Raw genomic sequence first — 21,004 nt, 5'->3', positions numbered from 1 at the left:
TTAATATTTATGTCAGTATAGTATGTTATTAGAGGTATCAAATTTAAGTGTTAGTGCAAATGGCAAAAAAATACTTGCCAATTTGAATCTAAATATCAACAAGGGAGAAGTCCATACCATTATGGGGCCAAATGGTACTGGTAAAAGTACCCTTGCAAATGTTATTACAGGAAAAGATGGTTACGATATCACTGATGGAAGAATAATACTGTCTTCTAAAGATGTATCGCATATTCCTTCAGATGAAAGAGCTAGACTTGGCATATTTATGTCTTTTCAACACCCAATAGAAATACCTGGCGTTAGTTGGAATAGTTTTTTAAAAGCATCTATAAATTCAGTTAGAAAAGAGCACGGAAAAGTAGATATTACACCTACTGACTTCATGAAAAAATTGAAAGAGAATGCAGAATTGCTTGAGATTGATTATAAATTATTAAAAAGAGATGTTAATCATGGATTCTCAGGCGGGGAAAAGAAAAAATTTGAAATTTTACAAATGCTATTGCTCGAGCCAAAGCTTGTTATATTAGATGAGATAGATTCAGGTCTTGATGTTGATGCGCTAAGAATCATTGCAAAAAACATTAATAATTTTAGAAATAAGGAAAACTCAATCATAATCATAACGCATTATAATAGACTCTTAGATTATGTGATCCCAGATTTTGTTCATATTTTTTCAGGTGGATCAATTGTAAAATCTGGCGATAAAAACTTAGCTAAGGAAGTAGAAGAACAAGGTTACGATGACTTCAAATAAAATAAATACATATCTAAAACTACCGTCTAGAAGAGATGAAAAATGGAGATATTCAGATTTAAAATTATTAGAAATACCAGATATTAAAGCTAGTGAATTAATAAGAGAAAACACTTTTTTAACTGAGGATAAAAATTTTTACTACATTGTGCTTTTGAATGGGAAATTCTCCAAGGAAAAATCAATTTTACCTAAGAAAGGGGTGGAAATATATTGTTCAAAAGACAAAATTGTTAATTTTAATAAAGAATTATGGTTTGAAGACAAATATCAAGTATCACAAAATCTAGGCAATAATGATCATGTAGTTTTGATTAGTATAAATGATAATATTGATAAACCTGTTAAATTAATAAAATTGATTACCTCAAATTCTACATTTTTTACAACCTTCATAAGATTAGAAAATAATTGTAGTGTAAAATTTTACGAAGATTTTATACAGCAGGGCGAACACGATAATTTTATAAACAATGTTACAAGAATTAATTTGAGTGATAACACAAATTGCCAACATGTTATTCAGAAAGATTTTGAAGGTGAGGTTAGATTTATTAACACTCTTGAGATTATTTGCAATGCTTATTCTATTTACGAGAACTATTCGGTGAATGCTGTTGATAGATCTTATAGATTTGAATCTGAAGTTCATTTGAACGGTAAAGGTGCAAAAGCAAGTTTTTACGGTGTTAACATAGCAAATAACAATCAGGCATACGATATAGTAATAGACGTAAAACACAACGCTTCCAATACATTTAGTAATCAACATTATAATCAGGTATTGGATAAAAATTCTTCAGGCTCATTTTACAGTAATGTAGAGATATCAGAATTAATTAGTAAAGTTGAGGCGCATCAATTGAATAAAAATTTGCTTATAGATGAGAAATCTGTGGTTTATTCTAGACCAATGCTTGATATTAATTCTGATGATGTAATATGCTCTCATGGCTCAACAACTGGCAATATAGATAAAGAAGTGTTGTATTATTTTGCATCTAGAGGAATCAAACTTAAATATGCCAAAAAATTGATTATTATAGGATTACTAAAATCTGTATTTTTGAATTGTAAACTAGATGCTCTTGAGGTTGAGGGTTTATATAGACGAATTGTTAATAATACTGAATTTTATGAATAAAATACGTGAAGATTTTCCATTTTTTAATCAAAAAAATTGCGTTACTTTTTTAGATTCTGCAGCTAGCAGCCAAAAACCTAAATGTGTTATTGATAAAATTGTAGAATTTTATTCATATAATTTTGCCAATATTCATAGAGGAATTTATGACTTAAGCGCAAAAGCTACTGAAGATTTTGAAAAAGTAAGATCCCATGTCGCAAAATTTATCAATGCCAATTCAGATAAAGAAATAATATTTACAAAAAGTGCAACTGAGGGAATCAATCTTGTTGCGCACTCATTTGGAAAAAGTTTTGTTACCGAAGGAGATGAAATATTAATTTCTGCTATCGAGCATCACTCAAATATTGTTCCTTGGCAACAGTTATGCATAGAAAGAAACGCTACATTAACGATAATTCCTATCTCTGAAGATGGAGAGCTTAGATTTGATGAATTCGAAAAACTTATTTCCTCGAAGGTGAAGCTGATTGCAATTACGCATATGTCAAATGTTTTTGGATCAATTGTTGATGTTAAAAGAGTAGTTAAGGTTGCCAAAAAATATGGTGTAAAGGTTTTGGTTGACGCTTGCCAATCAATAGCGCATATGAAAATAGATGTTACAGATTTGGATTGTGATTTTTTAGTTTTTTCATCTCATAAATTATACGGTCCAACAGGTGTTGGAATTTTATATGGAAAATATAAAATGCTAGATTCTATATCAGGTTACCAAACTGGTGGTTCAATGATTGATGATGTGTCATTTGAAAAAAGCACTTTTTTGAAACCACCATATAAATTTGAAGCAGGCACACCAGCAATTGCAGAAGTTATAGCGTTTGGTGAGGCATTGCATTATTTAAACTCAATTGATTTGTTGAAATCTTGGGAGGAAGAAAAAGAAATTGCAAAATACATAAGAAGTGAGATTGGGAAATTAAAAAATTTCAAAATTTTTGGTCATAACGAAGATACAAGTATTATATCAATAACTCATATCAATGCGCATCATTCAGATATTGGAGAAATACTAAATAAAAGCAACGTTGCAATTAGAGCGGGTCACCATTGTGCAAAACCACTGATGAATTTTCTTGAAGTACTTGGTGTAGCAAGGATATCATTAGGCATATATAATAACCTAGAAGATGCTCATAAGCTAGTTGAGGCTTTAAAAAAAGTGAATAACTTTTTTGCATAATATTGTATATGGAATTAAAAGATTTTATAAAACAAGGTAGTGAAAGTATATTCAGAGATTTTACTGAAGAAGAATTAAATAGTGTCAATAAAATAAATGGAACAAGGGATAAAATAATCGCAATACTTAAGCTCATATATGATCCGGAAATATCAGTAAATATTTGGGATTTGGGATTGATTTATAATATTGAAACTTCCTCAAAAAATATAATTAATATAGAGATGACACTAACGTCTCCAACTTGTCCAGTTGCAGATGCAATTCCACAAGAAGTGAAGAAAAAAATTGAGCAAATAATGAAAAATGCAAGCGAGGTTAATGTACAACTTGTTTGGCAACCCAAATGGGATAAATCAATGATGAGTGAAGAAGCAAAATTTATTTTAGATATGATGTAAAGCAAGTATAGTAGCATTTAAAGTGACAAAAATTGGGATAGGTACAAATTTATATTTACAACTTTTTAATAAGTGTATAAAAATATTTTATATACGCTTTTCTTTTTTTAATTTAATTACTCTCGTAGGGTGCTTTATTGATGATTTCTGAAAATGTAATAGTCGAAAGATATGCTTTAGCATTATTTATAAATATGAAGAAGCTGGGTCAAATAGATAAAGTTTTTGGCGAAATTAATTATTTCTTTGCTCAAATTCAAGTTAATAAGTCTGTTGAAAAATTATTATTAAACAAATGTGCACCTAAAAAAACAAAGATGGTGTTTTGTAATACTTTGCTTGGCAAAATGAAAATTTCAGATTTATCAAGAAGTTTTATAGTGGTGCTAATAGAGAAAAAAAGGCTATATTTATTGAAAAAAATTATCACTTCACTGGAAAAAATAATCGATAAAAAAAACAATATACAAACGCTAAAGTTGATTTTAGCAAAGCAACAAGATGATGGCTATTTAGATAAAGTGAAAAATGAACTAACTAAGTACTTTCACAGCATGAGTATTAAGTTCAATATAAATTATGATAATGAAATTTTAGGAGGCGTTATCATTAAAAAAGATTCACTAATGCTAGATTTATCATTTAGATCAAGGATTAAGGAGATAAAATTTTTAACCAACAGGCGTAAATTTAAAATTAATGAATTAGGTATAATATGAAAGCTTCAGAAATAGTAGATGTACTAAAAAATGAAATAGCCAATCTAGAGCATAAAGTAGAATTTGAAGAGGTTGGTCAGGTCATAAAAATTTTTGATGGCGTTGCAATAGCATATGGTCTTGATAATGTTGAATTCAATGAAATAGTACAATTTGAAAATGGCGTTGAAGGTATAGTTTTTAACATTGAAGAAGATAATGTTGGGATTGTTATATTAGGGGATGATAAAGATATAAAAGAAGGTGAGATTATAAAGCGAAAAAAACAATTTTTTGAGGCTCCGACAGGTAAAAGTTTATTGGGGCGAGTTGTTGATGCCTTCGGAAATCCACTTGATAATAAAGGGGAGCTTAAGGATGTTGTTTACAAAAAAGTAGATGTAAAGGCTCCTGGAATTATTGCTAGGAAATCAGTTCATGAACCTGTTCAAACAGGAATAAAGGCTATTGACAGTTTAGTGCCAATTGGTAGAGGTCAACGTGAGTTAATAATTGGAGATAGACAAGTTGGAAAAACCTCTATAGCAATTGATACTATACTGAACCAAAAAGAAATAAATAAGTCAAACGACGAAAGTGAGAAGCTATATTGCATATATGTAGCAATTGGTCAAAAAAGATCTTCGGTTGCAAAAATTGTGAAAAAATTAGAGGAAGCAGGCGCTTTAGAATATACAATTGTTGTAGTTGCCTCAGCATCCGATCCAACTCCATTACAATTCTATGCTCCATATGTTGGATGTACAATGGGGGAATTTTTTAGAGATAACGGTATGCATGCATTGATTATTTATGATGATTTAAGCAAACATGCAGTGTGCTATCGTCAGATGTCGCTTTTGTTAAGGAGACCTCCTGGAAGGGAAGCGTATCCTGGTGATATTTTTTACGTACACTCAAGACTTTTAGAAAGAGCTGCAAAGCTTTCAGATGAGATGGGAGCCGGTTCGTTAACTGCATTACCAATTATAGAGACTCAAGCAGGAGATGTTTCTGCATACATACCTACAAATGTTATATCAATAACAGATGGACAAATTTTTCTAGAAACGGAATTGTTTTATAAAGGGATTAAACCTGCTATTAATATCGGGTTATCTGTTAGTAGAGTTGGATCGGCAGCTCAGATAGATGCAATGAAAAAAGTTGCTGGGACTATGAAGCTTGATTTAGCTCAGTATAGGGAAATGCAAGCTTTTTCTCAATTTGCATCTGATTTGGACTCATCAACAAAAGATTTACTTGAAAGAGGTGATAGGCTTACTGAGTTATTAAAGCAACCACTATATGCTCCTTTACAAATTGAAGAGCAAGTGATTTCAATATTTACAGCAGTTAAAGGCTTTTTAAAGGAGATAGATGTGCGCAACATAAGTGATTTTGAAAATAAGTTGCTTTTTCAAATCAAAAAAGACAAAAAAGATTTACTAAAAAAAATTAGGCAAGAAAAGAAACTTTCTGAAGAAATGCAGATTGAGCTTACAGACTATTTAAATCAATTTGTAAAACTATACTCTTAAAATATGCCATCACTAAAATACATAAAAAATAGGATAAAAGGAATAAATTCTACTAAAAAAATTACTCAGGCAATGAAGATAGTTTCTGCATCTAGCTTGAGAAGTGCGCAAAATAGTATAGTTAATTCGGAAGCTTATTTAAAGGGGTTTCAAAAGCTTTTAATAGATGTAAATAATAAAGCTCCAGACCTTTTGGAGCAATTTATTTCTTTATCTACGAAGATTGATAAGTCAAAAACATTATTTGTTGCTTTTGGCTCTGATAAAGGTTTATGTGGTTCATTTAATTCGAAAATAACTGGCTATATTACTTCTAAATTACAGCAAAATAATGATGTTAAAATTTTCTGTGTAGGCAATAGAATTTCACAATACATGCAGGCGCATCATAAAAAAAATATTGAAGAAAGCGTACCTTTTTTTAGAGAGAATAACAAAAAAATTTCCTATAATGCCTCTGTTTTATTAAGTAAAGAGATTAAGGATGTGTTTATAAAAGAAAAATTTAGTGAATGTAGAGTTATATATACAAAATTTAACTCTGTTCTAAGTCAACAAGTTAAAGACATTAAGTTAATACCACTACAAATGGATGAAATAAAAAATACTGATTGTTTTGCAAAGTCTGATGGGGAAATTTTTGAGTTTGATAATGATATAGAGCTAATTTTGAAAAAATTGATTGATGATTATATTGCCGCTACCATTTTACATGTGTGTGCTCATAGTTTAACTTGCGAACACTCAACGAGAATGTTAGCAATGGACAGTGCTACAAAAAACTCAGACAAAATGCTTAAAGAGTTGAATTTGCTATATAATAGGAGTAGACAAGCTATTATTACAAAAGAATTAATTGAAATTATTTCTGGAGCGGAAGCAACTAATTGAATAAAATAATTTGGATGGTAACAACATATGAATAAAGGAAAAGTATCGCAAATTTTTGGTGCAGTGTTAGATATTAAATTTGAAGGTGAAGTACCTAATATTCTCAATGCTTTAAAATATAAAGATAAAAATAGGGAAATTGTTTTTGAGGTTATCCAACATATAGGTGATGGTGTCATTAGAGCGATTGCAATGGATTTGACTGATGGACTAAAGAGAGGAGACGAAGTTATTGATACCGGTAAGCCAATAACTGTCCCTGTTGGAAAAGGAACGCTTGGAAGAATTATGGATGTTATTGGTAATCCAATTGATCAAAAAGGGGAAATAAAAAGCGAAAATTATTCTTCTATTCATAGAAAATCTCCCGAGCTAGAATGTTTATCAACTGATACAGAAATTTTAGTAACAGGAATAAAGGTTGTAGATTTGCTAGCCCCATATATTAAGGGTGGAAAAATTGGTCTATTTGGAGGGGCAGGTGTTGGAAAAACAGTATTGATAATGGAATTAATTAACAATATTGCTAAGGCCCATGGTGGATATTCAGTATTTGCAGGAGTTGGAGAGAGAACACGGGAGGGGAATGATTTATATCATGAAATGATTGACTCAAAGGTTATTGATGAAGAGAATATTGCTAATTCAAAGGTTAGCTTAGTGTATGGGCAGATGAACGAACCACCTGGAGCGAGGGCAAGGGTTGCATTAACTGGGCTTTCAATAGCTGAATATTTTAGAGATCAAGAACAGCAGGATGTATTGTTTTTTGTAGATAATATTTTTAGATTTACTCAAGCTGGTGCGGAGATATCAGCATTGCTAGGAAGAATACCATCTGCAGTTGGGTACCAACCAACACTTGCAATGGAAATGGCAAATCTTCAAGAAAGGATTACTTCAACAAAAACTGGTTCCATTACCTCAGTTCAAGCAATATATGTTCCAGCTGATGACTTGACTGATCCAGCTCCCGCTACATCGTTTTCTCATCTTGATGCAACGACTGTTCTAAGTAGGCAAATTGCAGAGCAAGGAATATATCCTGCAATTGATCCATTGGATAGTACATCTCAAGCATTATCCAAGGATATAGTAGGTGAGGAACATTACAAAGTTGCTAGAGAAGTTCAGAAAACATTGCAAACGTATAAGTCACTACAGGATATAATAGCAATTTTAGGTATGGATGAGCTTTCTGAAAGTGATAAATTAATCGTTTCAAGAGCTAGAAAAATTCAAAAATTTCTATCACAACCATTTCATGTTGCAGAGGTTTTTACAGGTTCTCCAGGAAAATTTGTGGCTTTACAAGATACCATAAAAGGATTTAAAGATATTATTGAAGGCAAATATGACGATATTTCGGAGATGGCGTTCTATATGGTTGGTAGTATTGAAGAAGTTTTGGAAAAAGCAAAAAACCTAAAATAAATTGTGAGATATGTCTAAGGGTAAAATCCATTTAAAAATAATCACACCTGAGGGTTATGTTGAAAATTCTCACTACGATGGTATATTATTGCCAGGTGAATTTGGAATTTTTGAATTGTTACCAAATCATGAGAACTATATTAGTATATTAAGGACAGGCATTGTATCAGTATGTAAAAAACATGATTTTGTCCCTATTTTTATAATAGCACGATCGCTTTTACGTTTTGATAATAGTACTAACACTTGTGAAATTAATAGTCCATATGCTGTAGATATCATGAACCCAAAAAAATTAGAAAGAGAATTTATAAATAATAAGCTAAAAGGCTCTAATAATTCAGATGAAAGAGATTTTTACAATTATTTATCTGAATATTTTTTTATTAATAATGTATAGATGCTAGTCAATACTCTACATTATGGGTATATAATTGTTATTTTAATTGACTTTTTTAACATATGGTACTAAAAATATGACTTTAACTGAAGACAAAATAAGCAAATGTTAGCTGTAATAGAGACAGGTGGTAAACAATATCACGTTAAGGCAGGTGATGTCATTAAAATAGAAAAGTTAGATGGCAAGCTTGGAGATGAAATAAGCTTTACCAAAGTTCTTGCGCTGTACGATAGCAATAAAGGAAGTGCGGTAAAAATAGGGGAACCATTTCTCGAATCAGCTGAGGTTAAAGCTGAGGTTTTAGAGCAAATGAAAGATAAAAAGGTTGTTATTTTTAAGAAGAAGAGACGCCAAAATTATAGAAGAAAAAAGGGTCATAGACAAAATGTGACTGTTTTAAGAATAACTAAAATAGAGGAAAAATAATATGGCAACGAAAAAAGCGGGTGGTAGTTCCAAGAATGGAAGAGATTCTCATAGTAAGAGATTAGGTTTAAAAAAATCTGGAGGACAAGCAGTTATTCCCGGCAATATAATAGTTCGCCAACGTGGAACTAAATTTTATCCTGGTGAAAATGTTGGAATTGGCAAAGATCATACAATTTTTGCTATCACCTCTGGAAGAGTAAATTTTTCTTCAGGCAAGAAAAATCGCACATACATTTCGGTAATTTAATACAATAATGTAAAATGGGTTTGTAGCTCAGTTGGTTAGAGTGCACGCCTGATAAGCGTGAGGTCGGTGGTTCAAATCCACCCAGACCCACCATTTTTTAATATATAAGCTTTAAAATGGCGATTTGTTGTTGCAATTGCTATTTAACCTACAATCGGTGAATTAAATCAACAATCGCAACACTGATTACAAAGATTAAGAAAAACATGAAAAACTGCTTGATGCATGTTAAGGATAACCCGAATTGGAGTTAAGAACACTGATCCACTCTAAACACAGATCTCTTATCATTCCTTAACTTCAGCTCGGGTTATGTAAGTAGGCAGAATTGTTAAGAATGACGATCTTGATGTTAATTCACAAACCGTCATCGCTATATCTTTTTAGATGTCAACTCCACAATTCCAATTATATTTGGTATTACAATTCGTCTTGCCCTCTGACCATCGATCCGTCTACCTCTTTGTTTACGCATATTTCTGTGTTACCTAAAAGCGGCTCAAAAGAACGAAATACATCTGGTGTCAAAATTACTTGCTTGTGAACCGACTCTTTAATTTCTGCAACATTATTGGAGACTTCAACATTTTGATATAATGTAACATCCAGTATTGGAGCAGACCCATCTTGTGGAATTTGCACAATCCAAGTTGCCAACGTTTGCTCTAAATCATTACCTACATTATACCTAAATAAACTGTCATTAGGTCCATTGGTTTGATCATGCGCGTAAGCTAAGTACTGCTCTATGGTATTGGTATTCTTATCACTACCTAACAACGTTTTTAGCATATCCAACCTTGAATAAGTGCTTGGATATGGCTTCACATTGTATTGCGAAAATTTTCCAGATACATTGTAATGATTTGTATGCATAATATATCCATTGTCGTCCTGCGTAGTAATACTATACTCATTAGTGGTGGTGCCAGAAGTGTTGCATTTGCCTTGAGGCTTTGGTGCAATTTCAACGTAGATAATTTCCTTTTTATCGGCCAACATATAAAATGCTGGTGCGGCTTTTGAAAAAAGGCTTTTTGCACTACCTTTTACATCTTCTACGGAGTCATGGTGCAACAAGGTATCTTTTATAATATCTGAAGCACTACGATCACCTGGGCACATGTGCGGAGCTTCTAATTGTGTACTTTCTGAAAGTGATGTCATGACCAATCCTATTTCATTTACTCCCGCTTTAGGAGCAAAGCTTCCGTCGCTATTTTTTAAAAACAATCCTATATAACTATAGCCAGATTCATATTTTACCAACTCAACGTATTGAGGTGCTGCTGTTTCATCTCGATTTTTTACTAGTATAACGTTACCAGCGTTATCAGGTTTACCAGAATCAACATGCCCCCAACCTGAACATGCTATAGACTGCTCAATCAGGTTTGAAATTGCAAATAATCCAATGAATTGAAATATTGTAGACATAAATACCCCTTTTAAAATTAATACCCACTAGCCAGTGTGATTATGTTATTTTTAAAAGTCAACAAAACAAATCATTTATGTCTGCTATCTTTCAAGTTTCGAAAGAGGTCTATCAAATCTCATTATTCCACTCTCGTTTTAACTTGACGCTGCCATACAGAGGAATAGAAGTAAGCCATGAAACAATTAGGAGCTGGTGCTATAAATTTGGTAAAGAGTTTGAAAAAGTAATAAAAAGGAAACAAAGAAAAATAACAGATAAATGCCATTTAGATGAGATGACAATGAAAGTAAATGGAGAATATTTATATTATGGAGAGCTGTTGACTCAGAGTGATATGAGCTGGATGTATTTTTACAGAATCGCCGTAATAAGAAAGTCAGCAATACGCTTTTTATCTATATTATTACAATCATATCCAGTGCCAAGAGTCATAGTAACAGATAAATTAAAGAGTTATATTAAGCCAATTAAGGTGATGTGCCCTAAAACAGAACATAGAAGCCATAAAAGACTGAATAATCGTGTAGAAAATGCACATCAACCAACACGAAGAAAGGAGAAATGCCTGATAAAGTTCAAATCACCCTGGGGAATACAACGTACTCTGTCATTAATGGGGAAAATAAGAAATATATTTGCAATGGATGTAGGAAGATATACTAACACGGCTAATATCCAAAGAGAGAATTTTCAAAAAGCTAAATCTATTTTGGATGAAGCTATGCAAGTGATAGCTGCTGCCTAAAATTTAAGGGCCAGGATTGTATTATACCCTTATTTCCGTTAACTTGACGGATGCCCCCTCTGTATTGCAACTACTCTTTTACATCCCGAAAACTATGATTAAACCTATGATATTGCCATATTGTACATCCTCATTAAAATTAATCTTTTTTAGTTAATATTTTTTATTAACTATTCGTTTTTAATCACTTTTAAAGTGGGGGTCTTACTTGGCGCTGGGGTGGGTTATTTAACTTGGCACATGACAGCCTGCCACTTTAAGTGTATGATTATGTTAATATAAATAGTTTGGTCTGGCCTAAAATATGGTGAAGATTTATAACAAGATAATTTATTGGTTGCGGTTGTTTGAAAAGGTTTTACTGATAGGAATTCATAAAATCTGTTTAAATTCAGTATATTTTATTTTTTTTCTTTCAGTGATATTCATTATATTTCTTTATACTGGAATGACAAGTTGTTACCATTTATGGCCTGTAGATCCCATAGGTGGATTTTTGCTTATGATTATGGCGCCCGGTTTGTTTTTTATAATGATGGGTATTTTAATTTTAATAAGAATTATAGTTGGTTTGAGAATGAGTAAATTGGGTTATTGTAACCATAAAAATTCAGCTGCATCTCTATGGTTGATGGTCATTTTAGGTGTTGTTTTGTGTATTATTGTAGCTCTTTTCGTATATTAGGCTAATCGGCACCGTCATGTATCTCTTTTTGAGTCGATTTTGGTCTGACGACTTTGGATCACTTCAACTTGTCTGACATTTATTTAGCAAATTCACTCTATTGATTGATCAATGAAAGAAGCTATTTTATCATGTATAACAGTGATGCTCTGCTTGGCTTCAATGGAATAGTAATTTTTGCGCTTTTTATAGTAGTGAATTAGCGGCTTCGTTTGATGCAAATATGCATCCAATCTTAACTTTATTACCTCTATTTTATCATCATTTCTAATATAAAAATTTTGACCAAGACATTTATCGCACGTACCTTTTACTTTGGTAGGATTGGTAACAAAGTTATAACTTTGATCGCAATTTGAACAATATATCCTAGCTGATAATCTTTTTAATATTTCATTTTCAGGTAAATTTAAGCTTATAATATAAGGCTGCGTTAAATTATTTTTAACACAAATTAAATCAAGCTTCTTTGCTTGTGCAATTGTTCTAGGGAATCCATCTAAAATAAATCCACTAAAATTTTTATTGTTCATCTTTAGCTCATCTTCCACTAAACTACAAACTATATCATCAGAAACTAAATCACCTTGATCAATGATTGCCTCTACTTTTATTCCCAAACTTGTTTTTTCCTTGATAGCTCTTCTTAAAATCTCCCCTGTAGATAATATTTTTAAATGATATCTATCCGCTAATAATTTTGCCTGAGTACCTTTACCCACACCAGGGGCACCCAATAAAACTATTATCATTACCTGCGCCTCATCATATTAGTCTTTTTCATCAAGTTTACATATTTGCTACTTAATAAATGTGATTGAATTTGCGAGCTCAAATCTAACACTACGCTGATAACTATTAAAATACTCGTACCACCTAAATAGAAAGGCATACTAAATTGATACGTTAAAACTTCTGGCACCGCACAAATTATTGCTATATACAAAGCTCCAATCACAGTAATTCTTGTTAAAATATATTGTAGATATTCTTTAGTCTGGTTTCCAGGCCTTCTACCGATAATAATTGCGCCACTTTTCCTTAAATTTTCAGCAGTTTCCTCTGGATTAAACACAATTGTACTGTAAAAAAAGCAGAAAAATATTATAAAAAATATGTATAGCGCAACATATAGCGGCTTCCCCTGAGATAAATAACTTTCAACAAATTTGCGCCATCCATTGGTTTCTGCACCAACGTTAAAACCAGCTATTGTGGCAGGAAATAATAATAGCGCATTAGCAAATATCGGTGGTATTACTCCAGACACATTAACTTTCATTGGTAAATGTGTTGAATCTCCAGCATATATTTTCTTTCCAATTTGCTTTCTAGGATACTGTACTACTAGTTTTCTTTGAGCCTTCTCCATGAACACCACAAAAACAATCATAAATACCACAACTGCAAAGCATAATAATAAAAATGGTGTTGAGACGATATTATTTTTTCCCATTTCTAATAATGAAAATACAGAAGGTAACAAACCTGAAACTATACCTGCAAAAATTATAACGGAACTTCCATTTCCAATTCCTTTTGTATTTATTTGATCCGCAAACCAAACTACTACTATTGTTCCTCCCATGAGGCTAAACATTGTAATAATTCTAAAATAAATTCCAGGATCACTTATTAACGCAATACCATTATGATTAAGCGATTCAATCCCAATCGCTATACCATACCCTTGAAATAAAGCTAGAATAATTGATAAATATTTTGAATATTGATTTATTTTCTGTCTACCAACTTCACCTGATTTTCTAAGCTCACTAAATTCTTTGGATAGTACCGTCATCAATTGCATAATTATTGAAGCAGTTATGTATGGCATAATGTTTAAGGTGAATATAGACATTCTACCAAGCGCACCACCTGTTAGTACGTTAAACATACCTAAAATTCCTTTAGCCTGCTCTTTGACAATACTGTCTAGAATCATTAAATTAACCCCAGGAAGTGGTATGTAAGTTCCAAATCTATAAATAATTAAAATCAATATCACAAAAAAAATCTTTTTGCCTAACTCTCCGCCACCCATTATAGGATTACCAAAATTTTGGCTCTGCTGATTTTTCATTTTTATTATCTTTGACTTATACTAATGTGATAGCTGAACCATTTTTTGAAGCATTTTCAATCAACTTTTTAGAAGCATTGTTTACTTCTATATTAAATTTTTGTTCAAATACTCCTTTTCCAAGTAACTTTAATTTTTCTTTTTTAGAATTAAATAAACCTAATTTTTCTATATCTTCTAATTTAATATCTTGAGTAAGCTTTTGGTTTTTAATTAAATAATTTATCTGATATAAATTAATAATTTTATATGCTTGTTTATTAATAGGATTAAATCCTCTTTTAGGCAATCTCCTATATATAGGCATTTGACCTCCCTCAAATCCATTTAAAGCAACACCACTTCTCGCAGTCTGCCCTTTTCCACCTCTACCACATGTCTTACCTTTTCCAGAGGCTATTCCCCTTCCTAGACATTTCCTTTTTTTTCTCGCTCCTATATTTCCTTTTAACTGATTCAACATATCATTATACCATCTTTAAGTTTTTTCTCGTTGACTAGCAATTTCAACTATTTTTTTTCCTCTTTTATCTGCAATCATTTTAGGCGTACTAGTATTTCTCAGCCCCATAATAACCGCTTTAACAATATTATGAGGATTATTTGAACCAACTGATTTAGCCACAATATCCTTAATACCTAAAACTTCAAATAATGGTCTTGTTGGTCCTCCTGCTATAATACCAGTACCAGCTGGAGCAGCTCTCATTATTACCTTTCCAGAACAATATTTACCAATAGTATCGTGATGCAAAGTCCTTCCTTCTCTCAATGGAATTCTGAACATACTTTTTCTTGCTTCTCCCAATGCTTTTGCTTTAGCATCCATCACTTCAGTAGCCTTACCTAAACCATATCCTACTTTTCCTTTTTTATCTCCAACTACTACAATAACAGAAAAACTAAATTTTCTACCACCCTTGGTAACAGAAGTGCATCTATTTACTTTAACTAATTTTTCTACGATTTCTGTATTACTATTATTATTTACCATTTTATTAGCCATTAAAAATTTAACCCGTTTTTCCTTGCACTATCAGCAAAAGCCTTAGCTTTACCATGATACTTGAGCCTACCTCTATCAAAATACACATCCTTAATTTTCCTATCTAGCAGTATTTTAGCAAATTTTTCACCAAGTAATTCAGCAGCTTTAATATTATTTTTATTTTTAAAATCTTTAAAATCCTTGTCATAGGTTGCTAAAGAAGTAATCGTCATTCTTTTACTTTCATCAATAACTTGACCATAAATATACTTATTTGAAGTATAAAAACACAATCTCAACCTATCCAAATTACTACTTTTAAGTTTAAATCTTGTTCTCTCTTTTCTTCTAATATGTTTTAACTTTTTACTTAACATTTTTTAAAATACCAAATTATTTTTTCTTACCTTCTTTTCTTACAATCACTTCATTCTCATACTTAATCCCTTTACCTTTATAAGGCTCCGGTTTTCTTAAACTTCTAATATCTGCACAAACTTGCCCAACAAGTTGCTTATCGCATCCACTTACCTCTATTGTGTTCTTTGTACATTTAACACTAACACCTTCAGGAATGGGATAAACAATATCATGACTATATCCTAAAGCTAATATTAATAAATCATCATCAATATTAACTTTATAACCTACTCCATTAATTTCTAATTTTTTTACAAATCCATCGGTGACGCCTATAACCATGTTATTTATCAATGAACGTGTCAATCCCCACAGTGATTTGACTTTTTTAGTAATTGTCTTTGGAGACAATACAATATTATCATCATTTAATTTTAAACTAATCGAATCAAACACATTCATGCTCAATTCACCCTTGGGACCCTTCACAACTAGGAAATCGTCTTCAAAATTGATTTTGACTTGACCTGGTATTTTGATCTGTTGTTTTCCTATTTTTGACATAATCTATTTTAAAAAATATTACACAAAATTTCACCACCAGCTTTAATATCCCTGGCCTCGTTGTCATTTATTATACCCTTTGAAGTTGACAACACTGTCATGCCTAATCCACCATACATTTTATTCACATCTTTATATGATTTAAATACCTTTTTACCTGGCTTCGACACTACATTAAACTCCTTGATTACAGGGCAACTTAACTTACCCTCATATTTAAGCCCTACCTTAATCATATGTACACCTTTTCTTACCTCATATTTTTCAACATTTGAAACATAACCAGCTTTAAGCAATACATCCAAAACTTGCTCAATTTTTTTAGAACAATGTACTATTGTATACTGTTTTTTAACTAACTGCGCATTTTTAATTCTCGCTATCGTATCTGAAAGTAAATGTGTTTGTGACATATCTTATATTTCCTTTATTATTACCAACTAGCCTTAATTACACCAGGCAACTTACACTCTGATGCTAATTTCCTAAACCATATTCTGGATAATTTGAATTTTCTATAAAATCCTCTTCCTCTACCACTCAGCAAACATCTATTTCTTATTCTTGCCTTTGAACTATTCCTTGGCAACTTAGACAAATTTGCTTGAGCCTCAAACCTTTCCTCTAAAGTAATTGACTTATTATTACGAATTTCTTTAAACTCCATTCTTTTTTCTAGATGATTATTAAATAATCTAATCCTTTTTAAATTTCTTTGCACTACACTTTTTTTTGCCATGATATTTATCCTATTATTCTAATTATAAAATGGTAGATTAAATGTTTTTAGTAAAAACTTTGCCTCTTCATTACTACTTGTAGAAGTAACTATAATAATGTTCATTCCTCTAATTTTATCAATCTTATTATAATCAACCTCAGGAAATACAATCTGCTCTTTTATTCCTAATGAAAAATTACCATTACCATCAAACTGTTTTGAACTTACCCCCTTAAAATCCCTAACTCTAGGAAGCGCTATATTTATTAACCTGTCTAAAAATTCATACATCATGGTTTTTCTAAGTGTAACCTTACACCCTATTTTCATTCCTTCTCTCAACTTAAATGTAGCTATTGATTTTTTTGCCTTTGTTATTACGGGCTTTTGACCTGTAATAGCCATAATCTCATCATAGACTTTATCTATAACCTTAGAATCTGTCACTGCATCCTTTACAGAAACATTGATTGATATCTTTTTTAGCCTAGGAATTTGCATGTCATTTTTAAATTTAAAATGTTCCTTTAGTTCCTTTCTACTAACTGTACTATAATGCTTTTCTAATCTTGAATTAGCCATAATTAAACTTTTTTATTATCTATCAATTCACCTGTTTTTTTCAAATACCTAACTTTCTTGCCATCTTCTAAAAATTTAAACGCTATCTTACTCGCAGAATTTGTTTTTAGATCAACATGCATAATATTTGAAACATGGATTGGCATTTCCTTTTGCACAATACCACCTTCTGGATTAAACTTATTAGGCTTAGTATGCCTTTTAACAATATTTACACCACCAATAACAACTTTATTACTTTTTGGTATAAAACTGATAATCTCAGAAATTTTACCTTTATCCTTGCCAGTTATAACCTTAACTTTATCGCTCTTTTTAAATTTATTTGCCATTTTACGTTACCTCTGGGGCTAATGAAATTATTTTCAAATAATTTTTTTCTCTAAGTTCTCTCGGGATTATTCCGAATATCCTAGTGCCAATCAACTCTCCTTGCTTATCAAGTAATACAACGGCATTATCAAAAAATCTAATTACTACAGCATCTTTCCTTCTCTTTTCTTTTCTAGTTCTTACGACCACTGCATGGAACACTTCTCCCTCTTTAACTTTGTCAGATACAGCAGCTTTTTTAATCGACACAACAATCTTGTCCCCAATACTTGCGGACATCTTTTTACTTCCACCAAGAACCTTAATACACTGCACTAATTTAGCTCCAGTGTTATCTGCCACATTTAATTTCGTACCCATCTGTATCATAATTAATCCTTATCACTTAATAAAATTTGCCATTTTTTTAGCTTAGATATAGGTTTACTTTCTATTATTTTAACCTTATCACCAATATTCAAAACATTACCCTCATCATGAGCTAAATATTTTTTACTTCTCTTAATAATCTTTTTATACTTCTTATGCAATACTTTTCTCTCTACTAACACAGTCACCGTCTTATCAGCTTTATTATTTAATACAATACCTTCTAATACTTTTTTTGACATAATAATTAACTATTTTTATCCTTAATTTTATTTAATACAGTAAAAATTCTCGCTATGCTTTTTTTGACAACTTTTATTCTAGAAGTATTATTCAATTCGCCTAAAACTTTTTGAAATCTCAAATTAAAGTACTCCTTTTTATACTTAAGTAATTCATTTTGTAAAGCATTATTATCTAAATTATTAATTTCATTAAATTTCATTTTAGACTCCCTCTTCTATATTTCTAATTACTTTTGTTTTTATTGGTAATTTTGCAGCAGCTCTTGAAAAAGCCTCCATGGCTTGTTCTTCGGTCACTGAATCAAGTTCAAATAAAATTCTACCTGGCTTAACTCTACAAGCCCAAAATTCCGGAGAACCTTTTCCTTTACCCATCCTGACATCAGCAGGCTTTTTACTTACTGGAATATCTGGAAATATCCTTATCCATAATTTACCAGCTCTTCTCAAATGTCTATTAATAGCCTTTCTAGCAGATTCAATTTGCTTTTCCTGAATTCTTTCTGGCTCTAATGCTTTAAGAGCAAATTTACCAAAAGCAATCTTAAAACCACCTTTGGCTTTTCCATGAATTCTTCCTTTAAAAGCTTTTCTAAATTTTGTTTTCTTTGGATGTAATATCATTTTTCTCTACTGTATTATTTTTTAAATTATCAAGCATATCTCCCTTATATATCCATACCTTAACTCCTATCAGACCATATATTGTATGAGCTTCTGCCATGTCATAACTAACTATTGCCCTAAGTGTATGAAGTGGAACTCTACCTTCTTTATACCATTCTGTTCTTGCTATTTCAGCCCCACCTAAACGTCCAGAAACGCTTATTTTGACTCCCTTTGCTCCCATTTTCATAGCATTTGATATAGCCCTTTTTACAGCTTTTCTAAAAGAGACCCTTTTTTCTAATTGCTCTGCTACTGTTTTCGCTATAAGTAGCGGCTCTGTTTCAGCTTTTCGCACCTCTGTGATATTTATAATTATCTCATTAGAAGTTATTTTTGCTATATCCTCTTTAATTTTTGCCACATCAACACCCTTCTTACCTATTACAACACCAGGCCTTGATGAACGAATATTTATCATAATCTTATTAGCTGGACGCTCCACACAAACTTTGCTTATGCCAGCATAATTCAATTTATCAAAAATCATACCTCTAATTTTAATATCTTCATGCAATTTTTTAGCATAATCTTTTTTGCTATACCATGATGAATCCCATGTAGATACAATTCCCAATCTAAAGCTATTTGGATTTACTTTTTGTCCCATATTAACCTCTTTCCTCTACAATTATTGTAACTTTACTAAATGGCTTCACTATTCTGTTTATTCTACCTCTCGCCCTAACCATTGAACGCTTCAAGGTTAATGATTTACCAATCCTAACTTCCTTTACATATAATTTGTCAATATCCAATCCGTGATTATTTTGTGAATTAGCTATTGCAGATTTAAGGACATTTTGCAGTTGCTTTGAGGCTTTTCTTTTGCAAAATTCAAGTTGCAATATTGCTTCATTAACATTCTCTTTCCTTATAAGATCAGCAATAATATTCAATTTTTGAACACTTGATTTTACCAATTTGTCTGTTGCTTTAACTTGCATAAATTCATTAATATAATAATTATTTTCTGTTATTTCCGTGACCATTAAATGTTCTTGTAGGAGAAAATTCTCCAAGCTTTTTACCTACCATTTTTTCATTAACTAAAACTTGAATAAACTTTTTTCCATTATGTACAGAAAATGTCAACCCAACAAAATTTGGTAAAATAGTAGATTTTCTTGACCAAGTTTTGATTGCGACAAATTTCCCACCAACAACTACATCATTTACTTTTTTTAGCAATTTAGGATCAACAAACGGCCCTTTCCAAACTGATCTATTACTCATAATTCATTCACTTATTATTTATTTTTTTTATGTCTGCTTTTTATTATAAACTTATCTGTTCGTTTATTATTTCTAGTTTTAAATCCTTTTGTTGGTTTACCCCAAGCGGATACAGGGTGTCTACCACCCGATGTCTTGCCTTCACCACCACCATGCGGATGGTCAACTGGGTTTTTAGCAACACCCCTTACTTTAGGCCTAAAACCCAACCACCTCTTTCTTCCCGCTTTACCAAGTTTTACATTTTTCTTATCAGCATTTGAAACTGTTCCTATAGTTGCTTTGCACTCTCCTTCAACAATTCTAACTTCACCTGAGCGAAGCTTGATGGACACCTTACCAGAATCCTTATTAACAATTGTTGCAGATGTGCCAGCAGATCTAGCCAATTGAGCCCCTTTATTAGGTTTCAATTCTATATTACTAATTACTATTCCAACAGGGATATTTTTTAACTGCATACAGTTACCGATTGCTATCTCAGCACTATTAGAAGATATAATTTTATCCCCTATTTTTAAATTTTCTAACGCAATTATATAAGAGTACTCATTGTCATCATACTTTATTAACGCAATATTAGCAGATCTATTCGGATCATACTCAAATCTTTCCACTGTAGCAGAAAGTTCTTTTGTTCTTTTAAAATCGATTATTCTATATTTTTTCTTAGCACCTCTTGATTTACCATAAACGGTTATTCTACCAAGATTATTTCTACCACCACTACTGTTTTTACCTTTAACAAGCCCTTTTATAGGAGCTCCTTTCCAAAGTCCAGATTTATCAACCAAAACAAGCTGCCTTTGAGAAGGGGTAACTGGATTATAATTTATTAATGCCATC

The 21,004-nt window shown here is 31.6% G+C and carries 31 protein-coding genes and 1 tRNA gene; 13 read left to right on the top strand and 19 right to left on the bottom strand.

Going from position 1 to position 21,004, the window contains the following annotated elements:
* Nucleotides 1-22: 22 nt before the first annotated feature.
* From sufC to N3Z17_RS02175, 12 genes are all read left to right on the top strand, one after another.
* Nucleotides 23-763 (top strand): Fe-S cluster assembly ATPase SufC, encoded by a 741-nt coding sequence (gene sufC / locus N3Z17_RS02230; RefSeq protein WP_282472383.1) that lies wholly within the window; start codon nucleotides 23-25, stop codon nucleotides 761-763.
* Entirely contained in the window at nucleotides 750-1,907 is a 1,158-nt protein-coding gene (locus N3Z17_RS02225; RefSeq protein ID WP_282472382.1) for a SufD family Fe-S cluster assembly protein, read from the top strand. The genes sufC and N3Z17_RS02225 overlap by 14 nt, the downstream gene beginning before the upstream one ends.
* Nucleotides 1,900-3,096, top strand: coding sequence for an aminotransferase class V-fold PLP-dependent enzyme (locus N3Z17_RS02220; protein ID WP_282472381.1), 1,197 nt, complete (start codon nucleotides 1,900-1,902; stop codon nucleotides 3,094-3,096). The genes N3Z17_RS02225 and N3Z17_RS02220 overlap by 8 nt, the downstream gene beginning before the upstream one ends.
* Before the next feature lie 8 nt (nucleotides 3,097-3,104).
* Nucleotides 3,105-3,497 carry an iron-sulfur cluster assembly protein gene (locus N3Z17_RS02215; protein WP_282472380.1) on the top strand — a complete coding sequence of 131 codons (393 nt, stop codon included), beginning with the start codon at nucleotides 3,105-3,107 and terminating at the stop codon, nucleotides 3,495-3,497.
* A gap of 140 nt (nucleotides 3,498-3,637) precedes the next feature.
* Nucleotides 3,638-4,216 (top strand): ATP synthase F1 subunit delta, encoded by a 579-nt coding sequence (gene atpH / locus N3Z17_RS02210; protein WP_282472379.1) that lies wholly within the window; start codon nucleotides 3,638-3,640, stop codon nucleotides 4,214-4,216.
* The gene (gene atpA, locus N3Z17_RS02205; protein ID WP_282472378.1) at nucleotides 4,213-5,736 is read left to right on the top strand and encodes a F0F1 ATP synthase subunit alpha; all 1,524 of its coding nucleotides are present in this window, start codon (nucleotides 4,213-4,215) and stop codon (nucleotides 5,734-5,736) included. Before atpH ends, atpA begins: the two co-directional genes overlap by 4 nt.
* A 3-nt stretch (nucleotides 5,737-5,739) precedes the next feature.
* Entirely contained in the window at nucleotides 5,740-6,627 is an 888-nt protein-coding gene (gene atpG, locus N3Z17_RS02200; RefSeq protein WP_282472377.1) for an ATP synthase F1 subunit gamma, read from the top strand.
* A gap of 27 nt (nucleotides 6,628-6,654) precedes the next feature.
* Nucleotides 6,655-8,061: a F0F1 ATP synthase subunit beta gene (gene atpD / locus N3Z17_RS02195; RefSeq protein ID WP_282472376.1), complete on the top strand. Its 1,407-nt coding sequence runs from the start codon at nucleotides 6,655-6,657 to the stop codon at nucleotides 8,059-8,061.
* A 10-nt stretch (nucleotides 8,062-8,071) separates the two neighbouring features.
* Nucleotides 8,072-8,461: a hypothetical protein gene (locus N3Z17_RS02190; protein ID WP_282472375.1), complete on the top strand. Its 390-nt coding sequence runs from the start codon at nucleotides 8,072-8,074 to the stop codon at nucleotides 8,459-8,461.
* A 105-nt stretch (nucleotides 8,462-8,566) separates the two neighbouring features.
* Nucleotides 8,567-8,890 carry a 50S ribosomal protein L21 gene (rplU, locus tag N3Z17_RS02185; protein WP_282472374.1) on the top strand — a complete coding sequence of 108 codons (324 nt, stop codon included), beginning with the start codon at nucleotides 8,567-8,569 and terminating at the stop codon, nucleotides 8,888-8,890.
* 1 nt (nucleotide 8,891) lies between these two features.
* Nucleotides 8,892-9,140 (top strand): 50S ribosomal protein L27, encoded by a 249-nt coding sequence (gene rpmA, locus N3Z17_RS02180; protein ID WP_282472373.1) that lies wholly within the window; start codon nucleotides 8,892-8,894, stop codon nucleotides 9,138-9,140.
* 16 nt (nucleotides 9,141-9,156) lie between these two features.
* Nucleotides 9,157-9,233: transfer RNA gene (locus N3Z17_RS02175), tRNA-Ile, on the top strand.
* Nucleotides 9,234-9,560: 327 nt separating this feature from the next.
* On the opposite strand, the gene N3Z17_RS02170 is transcribed toward N3Z17_RS02175, so the two are convergent.
* Entirely contained in the window at nucleotides 9,561-10,577 is a 1,017-nt protein-coding gene (locus N3Z17_RS02170) for a carcinine hydrolase/isopenicillin-N N-acyltransferase family protein (protein ID WP_282472372.1), read from the bottom strand.
* A gap of 77 nt (nucleotides 10,578-10,654) precedes the next feature.
* Here N3Z17_RS02170 and N3Z17_RS02165 point away from each other — a divergent pair, with 77 nt between their 5' ends.
* Complete coding sequence (locus tag N3Z17_RS02165) at nucleotides 10,655-11,326, top strand: DDE-type integrase/transposase/recombinase (RefSeq protein WP_282472371.1); 672 nt, start codon at nucleotides 10,655-10,657, stop codon at nucleotides 11,324-11,326.
* A gap of 777 nt (nucleotides 11,327-12,103) precedes the next feature.
* Here N3Z17_RS02165 and N3Z17_RS02160 read toward each other — a convergent pair.
* From N3Z17_RS02160 to rplB, 18 genes are read right to left on the bottom strand one after another with little or no spacing between them, the layout of a single operon-like run.
* On the bottom strand, nucleotides 12,104-12,763 hold the full coding sequence (locus N3Z17_RS02160; RefSeq protein ID WP_282472370.1) for an adenylate kinase: 660 nt from the start codon (nucleotides 12,761-12,763) through the stop codon (nucleotides 12,104-12,106).
* A complete protein-coding gene (gene secY, locus N3Z17_RS02155) occupies nucleotides 12,763-14,094 on the bottom strand; it encodes a preprotein translocase subunit SecY (RefSeq protein ID WP_282472369.1) in 1,332 nt (443 codons plus the stop codon). The genes N3Z17_RS02160 and secY overlap by 1 nt, the downstream gene beginning before the upstream one ends.
* 16 nt (nucleotides 14,095-14,110) lie before the next feature.
* Nucleotides 14,111-14,557, bottom strand: coding sequence for a 50S ribosomal protein L15 (gene rplO, locus N3Z17_RS02150; RefSeq protein WP_282472368.1), 447 nt, complete (start codon nucleotides 14,555-14,557; stop codon nucleotides 14,111-14,113).
* A gap of 15 nt (nucleotides 14,558-14,572) precedes the next feature.
* Nucleotides 14,573-15,100 carry a 30S ribosomal protein S5 gene (rpsE, locus tag N3Z17_RS02145; protein WP_282472367.1) on the bottom strand — a complete coding sequence of 176 codons (528 nt, stop codon included), beginning with the start codon at nucleotides 15,098-15,100 and terminating at the stop codon, nucleotides 14,573-14,575.
* Nucleotides 15,100-15,459 (bottom strand): 50S ribosomal protein L18, encoded by a 360-nt coding sequence (gene rplR / locus N3Z17_RS02140; RefSeq protein ID WP_282472366.1) that lies wholly within the window; start codon nucleotides 15,457-15,459, stop codon nucleotides 15,100-15,102. Before rplR ends, rpsE begins: the two co-directional genes overlap by 1 nt.
* A gap of 16 nt (nucleotides 15,460-15,475) precedes the next feature.
* Nucleotides 15,476-16,006 (bottom strand): 50S ribosomal protein L6, encoded by a 531-nt coding sequence (gene rplF, locus N3Z17_RS02135; RefSeq protein ID WP_282472365.1) that lies wholly within the window; start codon nucleotides 16,004-16,006, stop codon nucleotides 15,476-15,478.
* Nucleotides 16,007-16,014: 8 nt separating this feature from the next.
* On the bottom strand, nucleotides 16,015-16,419 hold the full coding sequence (gene rpsH / locus N3Z17_RS02130; protein WP_282472364.1) for a 30S ribosomal protein S8: 405 nt from the start codon (nucleotides 16,417-16,419) through the stop codon (nucleotides 16,015-16,017).
* A gap of 20 nt (nucleotides 16,420-16,439) precedes the next feature.
* Nucleotides 16,440-16,745, bottom strand: coding sequence for a 30S ribosomal protein S14 (gene rpsN, locus N3Z17_RS02125; protein ID WP_282472363.1), 306 nt, complete (start codon nucleotides 16,743-16,745; stop codon nucleotides 16,440-16,442).
* Between the two features lie 18 nt (nucleotides 16,746-16,763).
* Complete coding sequence (gene rplE / locus N3Z17_RS02120; RefSeq protein ID WP_282472362.1) at nucleotides 16,764-17,309, bottom strand: 50S ribosomal protein L5; 546 nt, start codon at nucleotides 17,307-17,309, stop codon at nucleotides 16,764-16,766.
* A gap of 2 nt (nucleotides 17,310-17,311) precedes the next feature.
* The gene (gene rplX / locus N3Z17_RS02115) at nucleotides 17,312-17,641 is read right to left on the bottom strand and encodes a 50S ribosomal protein L24 (protein WP_282472361.1); all 330 of its coding nucleotides are present in this window, start codon (nucleotides 17,639-17,641) and stop codon (nucleotides 17,312-17,314) included.
* 1 nt (nucleotide 17,642) lies between these two features.
* Nucleotides 17,643-18,011 (bottom strand): 50S ribosomal protein L14, encoded by a 369-nt coding sequence (gene rplN, locus N3Z17_RS02110; protein WP_236869697.1) that lies wholly within the window; start codon nucleotides 18,009-18,011, stop codon nucleotides 17,643-17,645.
* A 2-nt stretch (nucleotides 18,012-18,013) separates the two neighbouring features.
* The gene (gene rpsQ, locus N3Z17_RS02105; RefSeq protein WP_282472360.1) at nucleotides 18,014-18,253 is read right to left on the bottom strand and encodes a 30S ribosomal protein S17; all 240 of its coding nucleotides are present in this window, start codon (nucleotides 18,251-18,253) and stop codon (nucleotides 18,014-18,016) included.
* A 5-nt stretch (nucleotides 18,254-18,258) separates the two neighbouring features.
* On the bottom strand, nucleotides 18,259-18,456 hold the full coding sequence (rpmC, locus tag N3Z17_RS02100; RefSeq protein ID WP_282472359.1) for a 50S ribosomal protein L29: 198 nt from the start codon (nucleotides 18,454-18,456) through the stop codon (nucleotides 18,259-18,261).
* A 1-nt stretch (nucleotide 18,457) separates the two neighbouring features.
* Nucleotides 18,458-18,877, bottom strand: coding sequence for a 50S ribosomal protein L16 (rplP, locus tag N3Z17_RS02095; protein ID WP_282472621.1), 420 nt, complete (start codon nucleotides 18,875-18,877; stop codon nucleotides 18,458-18,460).
* Nucleotides 18,849-19,532: a 30S ribosomal protein S3 gene (rpsC, locus tag N3Z17_RS02090; RefSeq protein WP_282472358.1), complete on the bottom strand. Its 684-nt coding sequence runs from the start codon at nucleotides 19,530-19,532 to the stop codon at nucleotides 18,849-18,851. The genes rplP and rpsC overlap by 29 nt, the downstream gene beginning before the upstream one ends.
* Nucleotide 19,533: 1 nt before the next feature.
* Nucleotides 19,534-19,914, bottom strand: coding sequence for a 50S ribosomal protein L22 (gene rplV, locus N3Z17_RS02085; RefSeq protein WP_282472357.1), 381 nt, complete (start codon nucleotides 19,912-19,914; stop codon nucleotides 19,534-19,536).
* On the bottom strand, nucleotides 19,889-20,158 hold the full coding sequence (gene rpsS / locus N3Z17_RS02080; RefSeq protein WP_236869692.1) for a 30S ribosomal protein S19: 270 nt from the start codon (nucleotides 20,156-20,158) through the stop codon (nucleotides 19,889-19,891). The genes rplV and rpsS overlap by 26 nt, the downstream gene beginning before the upstream one ends.
* A 14-nt stretch (nucleotides 20,159-20,172) precedes the next feature.
* Nucleotides 20,173-21,003, bottom strand: coding sequence for a 50S ribosomal protein L2 (rplB, locus tag N3Z17_RS02075; RefSeq protein ID WP_282472356.1), 831 nt, complete (start codon nucleotides 21,001-21,003; stop codon nucleotides 20,173-20,175).
* Between the last annotated feature and the right edge of the window lies 1 nt (nucleotide 21,004).

It is taken from the genome of Candidatus Bandiella numerosa (assembly GCF_029981845.1).
Classification (GTDB): Bacteria; Pseudomonadota; Alphaproteobacteria; order Rickettsiales; family Midichloriaceae; genus Aquirickettsia; species Aquirickettsia numerosa.
Note: the sequence above shows the minus strand (reverse complement) of the source record. Positions and strands in the feature narration are given on the sequence as shown.